This window comes from Chryseobacterium sp. SSA4.19, assembly GCF_022601875.1.
Taxonomy (GTDB): Bacteria; Bacteroidota; Bacteroidia; order Flavobacteriales; family Weeksellaceae; genus Chryseobacterium.
The window spans coordinates 4,639-20,819 of record NZ_JAKVIP010000026.1; the positions used below are offsets into that span (position 1 = coordinate 4,639).

13 protein-coding genes and 2 tRNA genes are annotated in these 16,181 nt (G+C 38.1%); 9 read left to right on the forward strand and 6 right to left on the reverse strand.

Going from position 1 to position 16,181, the window contains the following annotated elements:
- Window position 1: 1 nt before the first annotated feature.
- The 4 genes from MKJ01_RS15630 to MKJ01_RS15645 form a co-directional block, all read right to left on the reverse strand.
- Window positions 2–75: transfer RNA gene (locus MKJ01_RS15630), tRNA-Asn, on the reverse strand.
- Window positions 76–268: 193 nt separating this feature from the next.
- Window positions 269–342 (reverse strand) — tRNA-Asn (locus MKJ01_RS15635).
- Between the two features lie 82 nt (window positions 343–424).
- On the reverse strand, window positions 425–1,774 hold the full coding sequence (gene rseP / locus MKJ01_RS15640; protein ID WP_241615034.1) for an RIP metalloprotease RseP: 1,350 nt from the start codon (window positions 1,772–1,774) through the stop codon (window positions 425–427).
- A 103-nt stretch (window positions 1,775–1,877) separates the two neighbouring features.
- Entirely contained in the window at window positions 1,878–2,318 is a 441-nt protein-coding gene (locus MKJ01_RS15645) for a DUF6646 family protein (RefSeq protein WP_241615035.1), read from the reverse strand.
- 102 nt (window positions 2,319–2,420) lie between these two features.
- Between MKJ01_RS15645 and MKJ01_RS15650 the strand changes: the two genes are divergently transcribed.
- Entirely contained in the window at window positions 2,421–3,173 is a 753-nt protein-coding gene (locus tag MKJ01_RS15650) for a nitrilase-related carbon-nitrogen hydrolase (RefSeq protein ID WP_241615036.1), read from the forward strand.
- Between the two features lie 58 nt (window positions 3,174–3,231).
- Here MKJ01_RS15650 and MKJ01_RS15655 read toward each other — a convergent pair whose 3' ends face one another.
- The gene (locus MKJ01_RS15655; protein ID WP_241615037.1) at window positions 3,232–3,531 is read right to left on the reverse strand and encodes a co-chaperone YbbN; all 300 of its coding nucleotides are present in this window, start codon (window positions 3,529–3,531) and stop codon (window positions 3,232–3,234) included.
- 122 nt (window positions 3,532–3,653) lie between these two features.
- Window positions 3,654–5,063, reverse strand: coding sequence for a rhodanese-like domain-containing protein (locus MKJ01_RS15660; RefSeq protein WP_241615038.1), 1,410 nt, complete (start codon window positions 5,061–5,063; stop codon window positions 3,654–3,656).
- A 280-nt stretch (window positions 5,064–5,343) separates the two neighbouring features.
- Here MKJ01_RS15660 and MKJ01_RS15665 point away from each other — a divergent pair, with 280 nt between their 5' ends.
- The 8 genes from MKJ01_RS15665 (at window position 5,344) to MKJ01_RS15700 (ending at window position 16,163) form a co-directional block, all read left to right on the forward strand.
- On the forward strand, window positions 5,344–6,870 hold the full coding sequence (locus MKJ01_RS15665; RefSeq protein ID WP_241615039.1) for a helicase HerA-like domain-containing protein: 1,527 nt from the start codon (window positions 5,344–5,346) through the stop codon (window positions 6,868–6,870).
- Between the two features lie 220 nt (window positions 6,871–7,090).
- Window positions 7,091–8,314 (forward strand): PolC-type DNA polymerase III, encoded by a 1,224-nt coding sequence (locus tag MKJ01_RS15670; RefSeq protein WP_241615040.1) that lies wholly within the window; start codon window positions 7,091–7,093, stop codon window positions 8,312–8,314.
- A gap of 317 nt (window positions 8,315–8,631) precedes the next feature.
- Window positions 8,632–9,843, forward strand: a complete 1,212-nt coding sequence (lysA, locus tag MKJ01_RS15675) for a diaminopimelate decarboxylase (RefSeq protein WP_368366381.1) — start codon at window positions 8,632–8,634, stop codon at window positions 9,841–9,843.
- A 247-nt stretch (window positions 9,844–10,090) separates the two neighbouring features.
- A complete protein-coding gene (locus tag MKJ01_RS15680; protein ID WP_241615042.1) occupies window positions 10,091–11,824 on the forward strand; it encodes a thiamine pyrophosphate-dependent enzyme in 1,734 nt (577 codons plus the stop codon).
- Window positions 11,824–13,068, forward strand: coding sequence for an MFS transporter (locus MKJ01_RS15685; RefSeq protein WP_241615043.1), 1,245 nt, complete (start codon window positions 11,824–11,826; stop codon window positions 13,066–13,068). Before MKJ01_RS15680 ends, MKJ01_RS15685 begins: the two co-directional genes overlap by 1 nt.
- A gap of 335 nt (window positions 13,069–13,403) precedes the next feature.
- Window positions 13,404–14,840 (forward strand): tRNA (N6-isopentenyl adenosine(37)-C2)-methylthiotransferase MiaB, encoded by a 1,437-nt coding sequence (miaB, locus tag MKJ01_RS15690; RefSeq protein ID WP_241615044.1) that lies wholly within the window; start codon window positions 13,404–13,406, stop codon window positions 14,838–14,840.
- A gap of 128 nt (window positions 14,841–14,968) precedes the next feature.
- Entirely contained in the window at window positions 14,969–15,391 is a 423-nt protein-coding gene (locus MKJ01_RS15695; protein WP_241615045.1) for a hypothetical protein, read from the forward strand.
- Between the two features lie 184 nt (window positions 15,392–15,575).
- A complete protein-coding gene (locus tag MKJ01_RS15700; RefSeq protein ID WP_241615046.1) occupies window positions 15,576–16,163 on the forward strand; it encodes a M48 family metallopeptidase in 588 nt (195 codons plus the stop codon).
- Window positions 16,164–16,181 lie beyond the last annotated feature (18 nt).

A 16,181-nucleotide genomic window follows, 5' to 3' on the forward strand; every position in this document is an offset into this window, starting at 1 on the left:
GCTCCTCCTGCTGGGCTCGAACCAGCGACCCTCTGATTAACAGTCAGATGCTCTAACCAACTGAGCTAAGGAGGAATTTTCCTTCATTAGAGTGGTGCAAATATAACAGGAATATTAATAGCACGCAAATTTTTATTTTATAAATATTGAAATTTTTCCTTTAATAAAGGGCTATTAAAGCTATTTGGCTATTTTTCAATTAATTAATGAATGAGGTATTTTTATTATCTGATATAGAAAAAGACCTACATTTCTGTAAGTCTTTTAGCTCCTCCTGCTGGGCTCGAACCAGCGACCCTCTGATTAACAGTCAGATGCTCTAACCAACTGAGCTAAGGAGGAATGTCCTTCTGTTTTTAAGTGGTGCAAATATAGGACGAATATTTATACACCGCAAATATTTTACTTAAAAATTTAAAAAATATTATAATTTCCCAGCAAAGATTTTGAAAATATCACTTCCGAAAATCAGTAACATCAAGCCTAACAGGAAGATGACTCCGATCATCTGAGCATTTTCCAATACTTTCTGAGGCACCGGTTTTCCAACAATGATCTCATACAATGTGAAAATAACGTGCCCGCCATCTAATCCCGGGATAGGAATTAAGTTCAAAAATGCTAACCAGACTGAGAACATAGCGGTGAAGCTCCAGAATGCAGGCCAGTTAATGGAAATGTCACCGTTTGCATCTTTATCAACTGGCATGTTCTTAACGATGGCGATAGGTCCGCCAACGTTTTTATAGCCCTGGATCTTAGAGTTGAACATAATTTTAAACTGCTTTACCTGCATCGTTAAAGCTTCAATAGTTCTTACGAAACCTCTTGGGATTGCTTCACCAAAAGAATATTTCTTATCCGTAACAACACTGGAAAGGCCTTTGTAGTCCACAGCCACTCCTAATTTTCCATTTTTATCTACAGATGCAGCAACTGTTTCCGGTTTCCCGTTTCTCATTACGTCAATCTGTACTGTTTTTCCCTTGTTTTCATTTAAAATGGTTGCCACTTCATCAAAGAAAGGGGTTTGTTTTCCGTTAATGGCAATTACCTTATCTCCTTTTGTCAGACCGGAGGATTTTGCAGCAGGGGTTGCCAAAGAGTCAATAGTCATTGGAATTCTGGGAGTAATGTATAATTTTGCCTCTTTTTGCTTCAGAACATCTGCAACTCCGTCTTTATTAATCGGGAATGTCACTTCCTGTCCGTTTCTGAGTACAGTTACATGATCACCTAATAGAATATTCACAGATGCATTTTCCAGTCTTTCAGCAGGTTTTCCGTCAATGCTGATGATTTTATCACCACTTTGGAATCCCATTTTTCTTCCGGCATCCGATACACCGATCCCACTATTGAATTTCGTAAGGTCAGTATAGGTCTCTCCGTTAAAAAAAGAAAGGGAACTGTAAATCAGCCATGCCAGAAAAAAGTTTACCGTAACACCTCCCATCATGATGATCAGCCTCTGCCAGGCCGGTTTGGCTCTGAACTCCCAAGGCTGTGCGGGCTGCTTCAGCTGTTCGGTATCCATGCTTTCATCCACCATTCCGGCAATTTTTACATAACCTCCGAAAGGAAGCCATCCGATACCGTACTCAGTTTCGCCCACTTTTTTCTTTACCAGTGAAAACCACGGATCAAAGAACAGATAAAATTTTTCAACTTTGGTTTTGAACCATTTGGCGGGTAAGAAATGCCCGAGTTCATGAAGGATAACTAAGATAGAAATGCTCAATATAAATTGAAACAGTTTGATTGCTATTTCCATTAATGCTTTTTATGTTTAATTTGCAAAGGTAACAATAATCAAAAGGATGCCAAATAAAAAGCTTCCCGTTTCAGGAAGCTTTGTCATATAATAAGATGGTTTATTATAAATTAATGGAAACACCAAGGCTGCCATTGTTACCGACTTCTGCAAAAACTCCTATTCTGTCAGTAAAAAAGTATCTTGCTCCGATATGGGCTCCAAGCCCGAAATCACTTCCTACAACACCGATATCAATACCAGGGTATAAATCCAGCTTTTCAGGAAGCTGCAAAGCATCTTTAAGGTGGAAGTTCAGCCTCCCGAAAACAAAGACACGGTTGTCATTGTCATTATCTTTATAATTGTCAAAATAAGCATTCAGCCCTCCGCCTACAGATATCAGGTTGTTTAAACCGTAATCATAGGTTCCTGTAATTCCCGTTCCGTATCCCCAGACACTCAATCCTGCATTAATTTTCTGATCTCCTTTTCCTGTCCACGCCTGTGCATTCATAGCAGTGCCTGTAAAGATCATCATCATGATAAAAACCAGTTTCTTCATAAATTATACTTTTCAGATTATATTTGAAAAATATCTGCATCAAAAATGAAACCGCAAACAGTAAAAAACCGTATTTTTATTAAAGTTTTTTGAATACAATTTATGAAGATCACAGGGCTGAATTTGGATATTATCTGGAAAGATAAACCGGGAAACTTTCAACAGATAGAAAAAGAACTGCAAAACCAGGAAGCCGATATTTTTCTTCTTCCTGAAATGTTTTCAACGGGATTTTGTATGGATGCCTCTGAAATTGCTGACAGGAATCAGGAATCTCTGGAATTTTTAAAAAAGATGTCTGCTGAAAAAAATGCTGCATTCTGTGGAAGTGCACCGGTGGAAGAAGAAGGTAATTTTTATAACCGGATGTATTTCGTTCAGCCGGATTCCCAGGTTGATTTCTATAATAAGCGCCACCTGTTCTCTTTCTCAGGAGAGGATAAGGTGTTTTCCAAAGGAAAAGAACGGGTCATCGTTAAATATAAAGGATTCAGATTTCTATTACAGGTATGTTATGATCTCCGGTTTCCGGTTTTTGCAAGGAATAATGATGATTATGATACTGTTTTGTACGTTGCCAACTGGCCTGAGAAAAGGGTAGGAGCGTGGGAGCATTTATTAAAGGCAAGAGCGATTGAAAACCTGTCTTTCGTTTTCGGTTTGAACAGGATCGGCACAGACGGGAATAAACTCTTTTATCAGGAAAGTTCACATTGCTTTTTTGCAGACGGGAAAGAAATTTCTGAAAAAGCCGGAAATGTTATTACTGCAGAACTGAGCATGGAAGAATTGAAAGATTTCAGAAATCACTTTCAGTTTTTAAATGACCGCGACTCTTTTTCGATTCAATTATAATTCCTACAGCATTAGAATCATTATATCAATAAAAAAATAAACTGTGATTATTCACAGTTTAAGCATATTGTTGTAAAAGCCTGGTTAATGTATTGACATCATGAACACCGCTTTCTTTCCAGAGCATTTCTCCCTTTTTAAATATAGCCAGCGTCGGAACTCCGCGAACACCGTACTGAGCAGCCAATGCCGGATACTGGTCTACATCTACTTTAATAATTCTTGCTTCTTCACCCACATTTTCCTTTACCGTATTCAATACGGAAGACTGTACTTTACAGGGCTGGCACCAGGTAGCGAAAAAGTCGATTAATACCGGCCTTTCCGAATCTATAATTTCCTGAAATTTTTGTGACATCGTTTTCTATTATAATCAAATTATTTGTACATGGTTTTTCATCCTAAACAGCTTTTCATTCTTCCTGTCTAAAGTGTCATTACATCCAGACCATTCTTTTTTAAATTTCCACTCCTGATGTGTTACAACGTTTTTGACTGGCAGGCAAAATTGGTAGTCGGAAATTTTTCTGTTTTTTTTATTGCACTGAACCCTCCATCTATTTCTGTAAAGTTCCTGATCCCATGTGAATTAAGGATGCTGGCTGCAATCATGCTTCTGTATCCTCCTGCGCAGTGCAGAAAAAAATGTTCGGAATCATCAATGGTCTTTACCCAGTCGCTGATCAGATCTAAAGGCCTATTGCAGGCATTATCAATATGCTCAGCGGTATATTCTGATATTTTACGGACATCAATGACGGTTGAGTTTTCTGTAAAAAGTTCTGCAAATTCCGTAGCGGAGATCCGTTTCACATCGTCGGTTTCTTTGCCGGAGTTTTTCCATGCTTCAAAGCCTCCTTTTAAATATCCCTGCACATTGTCAAATCCTACCCTGCTCAGTCTCATGATGGCCTCTTCTTCAGTTCCTTCATCAACCACTAATAAGAGCGGGTGTTTTACATCAACAATTAAGGTTCCCACCCATGGGGCAAAATCACCTTTTAAGCCTATATTGATGGAGTTTGGAATGAATCCCTTATGAAATTCTGCAGCACTTCTGGTATCCAGGATCAGTGCTCCTGTTTCTTCTGCATAGGTTTCAAAATCCTCAGCGGGAATTGCGGTAAGGCCTTTGTCCATAACGGTGTCCAGGCTTTCATAGCCACCTTTATTCATTGCAACATTCATCCCGAAATATTTAGGTGGAGCTGTTAATCCGTCTAAAACTTCTTTAATAAAAGATTCTTTATCCGGCTGGTTAAGGGCGTAATTCGTTCTTTTCTGATTGCCTAAAATGTCAACGGTTTCTTTCTGCATGTTTTTCCCACATGCCGAACCGGCTCCGTGAGCAGGATATACTGTAATGCTGTCGTCCAGAGGCATGATTTTAGACTGTAGGCTGTCGTATAAAATTCCGGCAAGGTCTTCCTGGGTAAGATTGGTCGCTTTCTGCGCAAGATCAGGCCTTCCTACATCTCCCAAAAATAAGGTGTCTCCTGTAAAAATTGCGTTTTCTACACCGTTTTCATCAATCAAAAGATAGGTTGTGCTTTCCATGGTATGACCAGGCGTGTGAAGCACTTTTATTTTTATATTCCCGATGTCAAAAATCTGATAGTCTTCTGCGATGATAGCTTCAAATTCCGGCTGTGCCGTAGGACCATACACAATAGAAGCTCCGGTTTTTTTACTGAGATCCAGGTGTCCCGAGACGAAATCTGCATGGAAATGAGTTTCGAAAATGTATTTTAAAGTAACCTGATCTTTATCCAGGCGATCCAGATAAGGTTTAATTTCTCTTAAAGGATCAATGATTACAGCTTCGTTTCCGGATACGATATAATACGCACCCTGAGCCAGACATCCGGTATATATTTGTTCGACTTTCATTATGTGGTGTAACAGTTTAATGTTTTTACTGAAATACAAAAATCGTCTTTATTTTGTTTATAACAAACTAAAATAAAAAATCTATACTGATAGAATTAATCTATAAAGTACCACAAAGTTCAATTGATAAGATATTTTTCAGGATATAATTGATTTTTTTAAATTTTTATTCATTTTCAATTATGTATCATGTGTTTTTTCAATTTACTATTCTGTATCAATTTCTCTTGTAAAGAAATATCTGCAAAAAATTTTATATTTATAAGTTTAAAAATACCAGATGGCAGACAAAACACAATTCATTGAAAAACTTAACGCAAAATATACTCCAAAGGGAGAACATCTTATATTAGGGAAAGCTATGTTTGATGGTGAAGTGATTCCCGAAGTTAATGTTACCATTCCATTAAAGACGATCAACCGGCATGGCCTTATTGCGGGGGCTACCGGCACAGGTAAAACCAAGACACTGCAGGCTTTTGCGGAACAGCTTTCGCATGCGGGGATTCCGTCTTTAGTATTGGATATCAAAGGTGATTTTTCTGGAATCGCAGCAGCAGGTGAAGCAAATCCCAACATTGAGGAAAGGTATGCAAGAACGCAGCTTCCTTACCATCCGCAGGCATTTCCGGTAGAGCTGATGACTATTTCAGGGGAAAAAGGAGTGAAGCTAAGAGCAACCGTCACGGAGTTCGGGCCGGTTCTGCTAAGTAAAATTTTACAGCTTAATGAAACCCAGCAGAGCATTATGTCTATTGTGTTCAAATATTGTGATGACAAAGGGCTGCCGCTGATTGATCTGAACGATCTAAAAAAAGTACTTCAGTATGTTACTGAAAACCCACAGGGAAAAGCAGAACTTTCATCAGATTACGGCTCAATTGCTTCGGCTTCTCTTGGCGCTATTTTAAGGTCGATCGTTGCTCTGGAGCAGCAGGGAGCTTCTGTTTTTTTCGGAGAATTGAGCTTCGATGTTCATGATCTGCTTCGGCAAAAAGAAGGCAAAGGAGTGGTGAATATTTTAAGGGTTGCTGATATTCAGAGCAAACCTCAGCTGTTCTCTACTTTTATGCTTTCGCTGTTTGCCGAAATTTATATGACTTTCCCTGAAGAAGGGGACAGTGGAAAGCCTAAACTGGTATTATTTATTGATGAAGCGCATCTTATTTTCGACGAATCTTCCAAAGCGCTGGTTTCTCAGATTGAAACCATGGTAAAACTAATCCGTTCCAAAGGGGTTGGAATCTATTTTATCACCCAGATCCCCGGCGACGTTCCTGAAGCTATACTTTCCCAGTTAGGATTAAAGATCCAGCATGCCTTAAGAGGATTTACCGCAAAAGACAAAAAAGAAATTTCAAAGGCGGTAGAAAATTATCCTGTAACGGAATTTTATGAGGCCTCCACGCTAATTCAGAACCTGGGAATCGGGGAGGCTTTTGTAACAGCTCTGGATGAAAAAGGAATTCCCACCCCACTGGTTCATACCTATCTGATCTCTCCCGAATCCAGGATGGACATTCTGAATGATTCCGAAATAACTGCATTGACAAATCAATCAGCTCTCGTTTCTAAATATGAAACCGTACTAGACAGTGAATCGGCATATGAAATTCTTGTGCGAAGAATGGAAGCTGCAGTACAGAAGGCAGCTTCGGTTCAGAAAACAAAGCCGGTTAAAGAAGAACCGGGAATGTTTGAGCAGGTTCTGCAAAGTAAAGCCGGAAGAACATTTACCAGTACACTGATGCGTGAAGGTGCCAAAGCTATTCTTGGCATGCTGGGGTTGGGCGGAAGGAAAAGATAATTGTAGAATTTTTGTTATTTTAGCAGGATGTCTTCACAGGAGATCAATTCATTGTATGGAATGCTTCATTTTTTGATATCTGAAAATTTCAGACGTGTCAATACGTTCTCAAAATCAATAGAAGATATGGCATAAGTTGTGTTATTAGCTTATTGTTATTCAAACTATGCTTTAATGACAATAAGTTTAAAGATTAATTAAAGAATTTCTATAAAATTAAATGTATTCAATTATCGATATAGAAAGCAATGGTGCAGGTTACAGAAAAGAATGCATTATAGATATTGCTATTTACAGGTATGATGGTCAGAAGATTGTCGACCAGTTTATCTCGCTGGTCAATCCTGAAAGTGATATTACTCCTTTTGTACAGAAGCTGACTAATATTACTCCTAAAATGGTTAAAACAGCTCCGAAGTTTCATGAAATAGCAAAAAGAGTGATTGAGATTACTGCCAATACCACTTTAGTAGGCCATAATATCGATTTTGATTACAGAATGCTGCGTCAGTCTTTTCAGCAGCTGGGATACGATTATAAAATCAATACTCTAGATACGATTCCTTTAGCAAAAAAACTGATTCCGGATGAGGTGAGCTACTCCCTTGGAAAATTGGTCAAATCTTTGGGAATTCCTCTTGTTAACCATCATAGAGCCGATGGCGATGCGCGGGCAACATTAGAGCTGTTCAAGCTTTTAATCTCTAAGGATACTGATAATGAGATTATTCAGAAACAACAGGAAGAATCCAGTGCGAAGACTTACATTAATAAAATCAGGGAATTGACTCAGGATCTCCCTAATGAGAAAGGATTTATTTATTTTCAGGATGAAGTAGGGAGAATTATCTTTTCCGAGCACGTTCAGGATATCAATAAGTTTTCAAAAAAAGTTTTCAATTCCAAATCGGTAAAATGGGAAACTGTTCAGACGGGTGTAAAACAGATCAACTATGAGCTTACCGGGACTGATATTATTGCCAAGCTGATTTTAAATTCAAAAGGAATAAAAAAAAGGGAAGTGCTTCCGTTCGGACTTTATTACAGGAATAATAAATATCTCGTTGAGAAAAATAAGCTGAATAAAGATGAGCATCCGATTCTTAAATTCAGGTCCTTTACACAAGGTTCAAAAGCCGTTCAGTTTATCGGGAAACAGGAAGAATACAGTGATATTGAAATTTTTAAAAATAAAATTAATTTTAAAAAAAGAAATGAGTTTTGGCTGGGACAGGGCAGGAGGCTTGGTGAAAAATTATTCTTAATTATCGAAAACGGCAAAGTAGTTTCTTATGGATTTTATGAACTTTTCACTCAGATCCAGACCTTGAGTAAATTGTCTAAATTAAAAATCGATTTGTTATTTCAATCATCTGATCTGAATAATGAGCTGCAGCTTGCTTTGCTTCGCGGCGATTTTGAAACGTTGCCTTTGCCAAAGTAACTCATCAATTTAGCATAACGATAAATAATTCATTAATGAAAGATCATTTTATTAGTAAAATGGATTGTAATTTAAAGAAATTGTGTTGATTGATTTTTGAAAAATGTGGATTATCATTGTTTTTATGGTAATATTGTCAGTAAATTTAATAATCGGTAAATTCTAAAATAGATGAAAATTAAAACTAATTTTAATTTTTAAACAGTTTTTTATTCTATGATGTGTTTCTTTTTAAGGATAATGTTCTATCTATTTGATTTTAAATTATAAGTAAATTCTCACTATATTTGTAATTTCTTAATCAGAAGAAGAAGTTAATCCATTTACTTATGAATTCACAAGATTTATTACAGATTGCCAATGAGTTTGGTACGCCGGTGTATGTTTATGATGCAGAATCTATTAAGACTCAATATGAAAAACTTACGTCTTCTTTTTTAAAACACACCAAGTTCTTTTATGCTGCAAAAGCACTGACCAATATCAATATCTTAAAATATATTAAAAATCTGGGTGCTTCATTAGATTGTGTATCTATTAATGAAGTGAAATTAGGGCTGAAGGCAGGGTTTACCAAAGAAAAAATACTTTTCACTCCTAATTGTGTAGATCTGGCTGAAATTGAAAAGGCCATGATGCTGGGTGTGCATATTAATATTGATAATATTTCTATCCTGGAGCAGTTTGGAAACAAATACGGAAATACTTACCCGATTTTAGTAAGAATTAATCCGCATATTTTTGCAGGTGGGAACTATAAGATATCAACAGGTCACATCGATAGTAAATTTGGTATTTCCATTCATCAGGTACGTCATATCGAAAGAGTGATGAAAAGCACGAATCTAAATGTAGAAGGTCTTCACATGCACACGGGAAGTGAAATTAAGGATCCTGACGTATTTCTGCAGGCTCTGGATATTATGCTTGAACTTGCCGAACATTTCCCGAATCTGAAATATCTGGATATGGGAAGCGGCTTCAAGATTCCTTACCAGGACAGCGAGGAAGAAACCGATGTAAAAACACTGGGCAAAAAAGTAGAGAAAGTGATCTCCGAGTTTTCAAAATCAACAGGCAGAAAGTTTGAACTGTGGTTTGAACCGGGAAAATTTCTTGTCGGGAAAAGCGGTTACCTTCTTGTAAAAGCCAATGTTATCAAGCAGACAACGGCAACTGTTTTTGTCGGTGTAAATTCAGGGTTCAACCACCTGATCCGCCCGATGTTCTATGACTCTTACCATGCAATAGAAAATTTATCAAATCCGAAAGGTGCGGAAAGAATTTATACGGTGGTCGGGAATATTTGTGAAACGGATACTTTTGCCTGGGACAGAAAACTGAATGAAGTCAGGGAAGGGGATATCCTGGTATTCCATAATGCAGGAGCCTATGGATTTGAAATGAGTTCCAACTTTAACTCCCGCCTAAAGCCTGCTGAAGTTATGTTTTTAGACGGAAAGGCACATCTGATCCGCAAAAGGGATGAGTTTGAAGACCTCTTAAGAAACCAAATTGAAATATTGTAGGCTTTCATGAAAAAGTTTAATCTGTCAAAAAAACAGATTCAAATCTGATAATGAATCAATAAATATAAAGGCTTTGCATACATTATGCAAAGCCTTTTTTATATAAACTTTAATCTTCGGAATCTTCAAAACGGTTATTATTCCATAACTTTAAATAATGGCATAATGTTTACAGGCTTAAATGTTTATGCCGTTTCAGATTTAATCCATAATTACCAATACAAAATCAATATCAAAAATATTAAATATGGCCAAGAATATAGCAGAGCAGATTGTAGAGATGCTCGAAAACGCAAATGTAAAAAGGATCTACGCCGTAACCGGTGACAGTCTCAACCATCTCAATATGGCGGTTAAAAAAAGCAGCATTGAATGGATTCATGTAAGGCATGAAGAAGTCGGAGCCTATGCTGCTGCTGCAGAAGCAGAGCTCGACGGGTTTGCCGTATGTGCGGGGAGCTGCGGTCCTGGACATGTTCACCTCATCAACGGCGTGTATGAAGCACACCGGTCGCATATTCCCATGCTCGTGATTGCTTCTACGATTCCAAGTGAAGAAATGGGAATGGATTATTTTCAGGAAACCAATACCATAAAACTGTTTGATGACTGCAGTTATTACAATCAGATGATCACAAGGCCGGAGCAGGTTCAGAGAACCGTACAGACGGCAATTCAGCATGCGATTTCCAAAAAAGGAGTTGCTGTTATTGGTCTTCCGGGTGATGTCTCGGAACTGGATGCAGAAGAAGCGATAACTTCCAATAAAGTTTTTAAAACCAATCCGGTGATCCGCCCTTCTGATGAAGAGCTGAGAAGCCTGGCTGATCTGATCAATGAAAGCGGAAAAGTAACCATCTACTGTGGTATAGGTGCAGAGAAAGCCAGCGCAGAAGTCATAGAGTTGTCAAAATATTTAAAAGCTCCGGTAGGATATTCGTTCAGAGGTAAAATGGCTATCCAGCCAAACAATCCTAATGAAGTCGGCTTAACCGGGCTTTTGGGTCTTCCTTCTGCCTACCATGCCATGCACGAAGCAGATTTGTTGCTTCTCTTGGGAACAGATTTTCCGTATCAGAAATTCATGCCTGTAAAAAATAAGATTGTACAGATTGATGCAAATCCGGAAAGGCTGGGAAGAAGAGCAAAACTGGAACTTGGGCTAGCGGGTGATGTGAAGGAGACTATAAAAGCGTTGCTGCCTCTTTTAAAAGAAAAAACGGACGTTGATTTTCTAAATCAGCAGCTGGAGTTCTATGAGAAAGTAAAAGAAGACCAGTTAACTTATGTGAAAGATTTCGGAAAAGAAAATGAGATCCAGCCGGAATTTGTAACCTATACTTTAGATAAGCTGGCAAAGCACGATGCTGTGTTTACTGTTGATACAGGGATGTGCTGTGTTTGGGGCGCAAGATATATTACAGGGACGGGAGAGCGGAAAATGCTTGGCTCCTTCAATCATGGATCAATGGCCAACGCGATGCCGATGGCTATAGGTGCGGCCCTCGCCCATCCCGGCAGACAGGTAATTGCGCTTTGTGGTGACGGTGGTCTATCAATGCTGCTGGGGGATATGGCGACCATTTTTCAATATAAACTTCCGGTGAAACTGATTGTTTTTAATAACAGGTCTTTAGGGATGGTAAAGCTGGAAATGGAAGTCGGAGGAATGCCTGATAATGAAACGGACATGATTAATCCTGATTTTTCTAAAATTGCCCAGGTGATGGGGTATCCCGGAAAAAATGTAACCCGGCCGGAAGAGGTGGAAAATGCGATTAAAGAATGCCTTGATCATGATGGTCCTTACCTGTTAAATATTTTTACCAATCCGAATGCCTTAGCGCTGCCTCCAAAAGTGGAACTTGATCAGGTGCTGGGAATGACAAAATCTATGGCGCGGTTGATGCTCGGAGGAAAAATGGAGGAAGCCCTGGATACTGTAAAAAGCAACTATAAACACATTAAAGGATTATTATAATGACTGGCTCTTTAAAGCGGCTTTATGTAATTGCCTGGATTTTCGGACTTGTTTTTTATTTTCTGGATTATATAATAAGGTCTGCTCCGGCTGTGATGATCTCCGAATTGGTTAATAATTTCAATACTACTGAGCTGAAATTAATCAGTATGGTCGGCACGTATTATTATACCTACTCCACCTGTAGTTTAATTGCCGGTATAGCCTTGGATAAATTCGGGAGTAAAAATTCTCTCTTTATCGGAACCTTGATTTTAGGAATAGGATGCCTTTTATTTTTAATCTCAAGCCAGTTTGCGGGAATTGCCGGCAGGTTGCTTCAGGGAGCAGGATGCGCATTTGCATTTCCGGGATGTGTATATCTGGCAAGTAAAGGATTTTCATCTAAATCCCTGGCAACAGCTATCGGTGTCACACAATGTATAGGAATGTTGGGAGGTACGGCAGGACAGTTTATTGTCGGGCCATGGGTGGAACAGGGAGTGAATATAGATTCTTTCTGGTTGTGGTCAGGGGTGGCAACTGTTGTTACGGCATTCTGTCTGTTTTTTGTCATTCCGAAAGAAGGAAAAACTAAGGAACCCTCTGCGAATGGTTTGAAAGCTGTCGGTTACCTTGAGCCCTATAAAATTGTTTTTAAAAATCCGCAATCGTGGCTGTGCGGAATCATTTCCGGATTGCTGTTTGCGCCTACTACGATTTTTGCTATGACCTGGGCAGTTGCTTTTTTTGAAAAAGATAAACAGTTTGCTTTTCATGATGCCGCGGTGACAAGTGCGATGGTCGCTTTCGGTTGGGTATTCGGATGTCCGCTTTTGGGATTTATCACCGATAAAATCGGCAGACGGAAGCCTGTTCTTACAGGCGGGGCAGTTCTGATGATTCTCAGTCTGCTCCAACTGGTTTTCCTCCCGGAATTATATTCTGCTAAAATAAGCATGTTTATTCTTGGATTAGGCTCCGGTGCTGCAATGATCCCTTATTCGGTTATCAAGGAAGCTAATCCGGATTTCGTGAAAGGAAGTGCAACGGGAGCTATTAATTTTATAACTTTCGGGGTTACTACTTTACTGAGTCCAGTGTTTAGCAGGTGGTTTGGAAAAAGCCTAGGAACTTTACCCGGTCCTGAACATTTTCAAAACTCTGTTTTATTCTGGATTGGCGGAATAAGTCTGGCCATTCTGATCTCATTGATGCTTAAAGAAACCGGAAGTAGGATTTCCAAAATATCTTTACAAAGTTAAAGGTTAACTTAAAAGGTAAAGTTCAAAATATATAACTGGACTTCTTCTTTTACTGTGATATTTATGATAAAAACGGTAGCCATATAACTGTGAGTTCAAAGATTAAAATAAATTAAAGTATTATCAGCTGCTGCAGAATATAAATAATTCAATTGATAAAGAAAACGAGGATTAATTTGTAATCGCTATTTGATATTTAATTAAAATCAAGCTCCTGCCATTCTGTCACAATATTTTGTATCTTTGCACATTCAATCAGCTTAAAGTGTAATGTTCAGATTTAAAACTGTAGGCAAATGCCTTAAACCTTAGACTTTAACTTAAAAAAGACTATCGTGCAGGAGAAATATATAGACGAAACAAAACAGGGAGAGGCTTTTGCCATTGCAGAAAGAGAAGGAAACTCTAAGAAATTATTCTTGGAGAGTTATGGCTGCCAGATGAACTTTTCTGACTCCGAAATTGTAGCCTCAATTCTTAATGAGCAGGGATACAATACAACACTTAAAATAGAAGAAGCAGATCTTATTCTTTTAAATACATGTTCCATTCGGGAAAAAGCTGAACAGACCGTAAGAATGCGTCTTTCCCAGTTTAAAAACCTGAAAAAAGAAAAGCCCAGCATGACGGTTGGAGTTCTTGGCTGTATGGCTGAAAGGCTGAAAACCAAATTTCTGGAAGAAGAGCAATTGGTTGATTTGGTAGTCGGCCCTGATGCTTACAGGGATCTTCCGAATCTTTTAAAGGAAACTGAGGATGGAAGAGATGCTATCAATGTAATTCTTTCAAAAGAAGAAACTTATGCAGATATTAATCCGGTCCGTTTGGGAGGAAATGGTGTTACTGCTTTCGTAACCATTACCAGAGGTTGCGACAATATGTGCACATTCTGTGTGGTTCCCTTTACCAGAGGCCGGGAAAGAAGCCGTGATCCTCATTCAATTTTAGAAGAGTGTAAAGATCTTTGGAACAGTGGATATAAAGAGATTACCCTTTTGGGGCAAAACGTTGATTCTTATCTCTGGTATGGCGGAGGTCCGAAAAAGGATTTTGTGAAAGCTTCAGAAATGCAGCAGGCTACTGCTGTCAATTTCGCTCAGCTGCTTGACCTTGTTGCGAAGGCTGTTCCTCAAATGAGAATCAGGTTCTCAACTTCCAACCCTCAGGATATGAATCTGGATGTATTCAGAATGATTGCAAAGCATGATAATATCTGTAAATATGTTCATTTACCGGTTCAGAGCGGAAGCAATAAAATGTTGGAAGCCATGAACAGGCAACATACTCGCGAGGAATATCTGGACCTTATCAGAAAGGCGAAAGAAATTGTTCCCGAAATTGCATTTTCTCAGGATATGATCATTGGATTCTGTAATGAAACCGAAGAAGATCACCAGGATACCTTGAGCTTAATGAAAGAGGTGGAGTATGATTACGGTTATATGTTTGCCTATTCGGAAAGGCCCGGTACGCCTGCCCACAAGAAAATGGAAGATAATATTCCTGCGGATGTTAAGCAAAGGCGTTTAGCGGAAGTAATTGCTTTACAGGGAGAATTATCCAGAAGCCGGATGAAATCCTATGTAGGGAAAACCCATCAGGTTTTAATTGAAGGAATTTCCAAGAAAAATAAAAACCAGTGGAAGGGAAGGAATTCCCAAAATGCCGTATGTGTATTTGACATGCTGGAAGGCCAGAAAATTGGTGACATTGTGGATGTTTTTGTATTTGATAATACACAGGGCACACTTTTAGGGGAAACAGTGAGTTAATTAGGGCTTCTACCTTTGTTGTAATAAGTACATTAAATAAAATGAAAAGCGTATTTCTGCTGGTATTATTGATTCCTCTTATAATCGGTTGTCAAACGGAAAGAAAGATATCAAAGTATCCTTCTCATGTGGGAAATATAGAATTTGACAATAAACAGGATGACCCGCATTTTAAAAAATGTAGCAATAATGAAAGAAGAGTTTTTCAGTATTATAATGATTCGAAAGGTTTTCAATTTGAAGGTGAAAAAATTAGAATAGAAAATGGAATTCAGGCATTGAATCTGTCTGAAGATAAAAATTCAAATGGTTATATTACAATCAGATTTGTAGTGAATTGTGAAGGGAGAACAGGGATGTTTAGGGTTCAGCAAATGGATGAAAATTATATCGCAAAAAAATTTAACCAAAAAATAGTAAACCAATTACTTTTATTCACAAAAGATCTGGAAGGGTGGGTTCCTAAAAAAATTGAAAAGGAAAAAGTAGATTATTATCAATATGTAACCTATAAAATTGAGAATGGAAAAGTTTCAGAAATATTGCCTTAGTCTTCTTATACTTGTAGTTTACACGAATCTGCAATCACAGGTTAATTGTAATGCAATAGAGGGTGACGATTGCAAAGAGGCTTGTGAAATTTACAATTATTGGGGTGAATATCAGGGATTGCAGGAATCTCAGGAAGGTCTGGATAAAGCCATTCAGCTATGTCCGAATTTCTCAAATACATATATGGAAAAAGCAGTTCCATATTTGAAAAGAGGAGATTTTATTACATGGAAAATTCTCATCGATAAGGCTGTACAGCTTGAGCCAAGTAAGCATTTGGGCTATAGAGGCTGGTGTAAATATCAGTTTCTCAGAGATTACAAAGGTGCCATTGCCGATATCGAGGCGTTAGAAAAAATTTATCCCACAGGTTATTTAGGATATTCTGCAAATGGTGATTATGAGCTGCATATTGCAAAAGCAATCTGTTATTCAGCTTTAGGTCAAAAAGAAAAGGCAATCTCAATTATAGAAAACCAACTGGCAAAAAAAGATCATAATATTGGTTTTTACGATTATTATCAGCTTGGTGTTACTTATTTTGAAGTCGGAAAATATGATAAGGCTTTAGAAAATTTTGAAAAGCAAAGTAAGCAGGATGATTTTGCCGAAAATATATATTTTAAAAGTAAAGTTGCAAAAATAAGAAACAAAGATTATTTAGATTTAAAGAAGATGGCTTTGAAACGCTATGATGAGGGTAAAACCATGAACGATGGTTATACACATCATTTCAACAAAGTGTACAGGTCGCAAATTGCAGCGTTGTAAACTTTAATTATTTAAATT

What these genes read in the sequence shown, in the direction of transcription:
- rseP (WP_241615034.1), bottom strand. Translation starts at nt 1,774, where the DNA reads ATGGAAATAGCAATCAAACTGTTTCAATTTATATTGAGCATTTCTATC.
- MKJ01_RS15645 (WP_241615035.1), bottom strand. Translation starts at nt 2,318, where the DNA reads ATGAAGAAACTGGTTTTTATCATGATGATGATCTTTACAGGCACTGCT.
- MKJ01_RS15650 (WP_241615036.1), top strand. Translation starts at nt 2,421, where the DNA reads ATGAAGATCACAGGGCTGAATTTGGATATTATCTGGAAAGATAAACCG.
- MKJ01_RS15655 (WP_241615037.1), bottom strand. Translation starts at nt 3,531, where the DNA reads ATGTCACAAAAATTTCAGGAAATTATAGATTCGGAAAGGCCGGTATTA.
- MKJ01_RS15660 (WP_241615038.1), bottom strand. Translation starts at nt 5,063, where the DNA reads ATGAAAGTCGAACAAATATATACCGGATGTCTGGCTCAGGGTGCGTAT.
- MKJ01_RS15665 (WP_241615039.1), top strand. Translation starts at nt 5,344, where the DNA reads ATGGCAGACAAAACACAATTCATTGAAAAACTTAACGCAAAATATACT.
- MKJ01_RS15670 (WP_241615040.1), top strand. Translation starts at nt 7,091, where the DNA reads ATGTATTCAATTATCGATATAGAAAGCAATGGTGCAGGTTACAGAAAA.
- MKJ01_RS15680 (WP_241615042.1), top strand. Translation starts at nt 10,091, where the DNA reads ATGGCCAAGAATATAGCAGAGCAGATTGTAGAGATGCTCGAAAACGCA.
- MKJ01_RS15685 (WP_241615043.1), top strand. Translation starts at nt 11,824, where the DNA reads ATGACTGGCTCTTTAAAGCGGCTTTATGTAATTGCCTGGATTTTCGGA.
- MKJ01_RS15700 (WP_241615046.1), top strand. Translation starts at nt 15,576, where the DNA reads ATGGAAAAAGCAGTTCCATATTTGAAAAGAGGAGATTTTATTACATGG.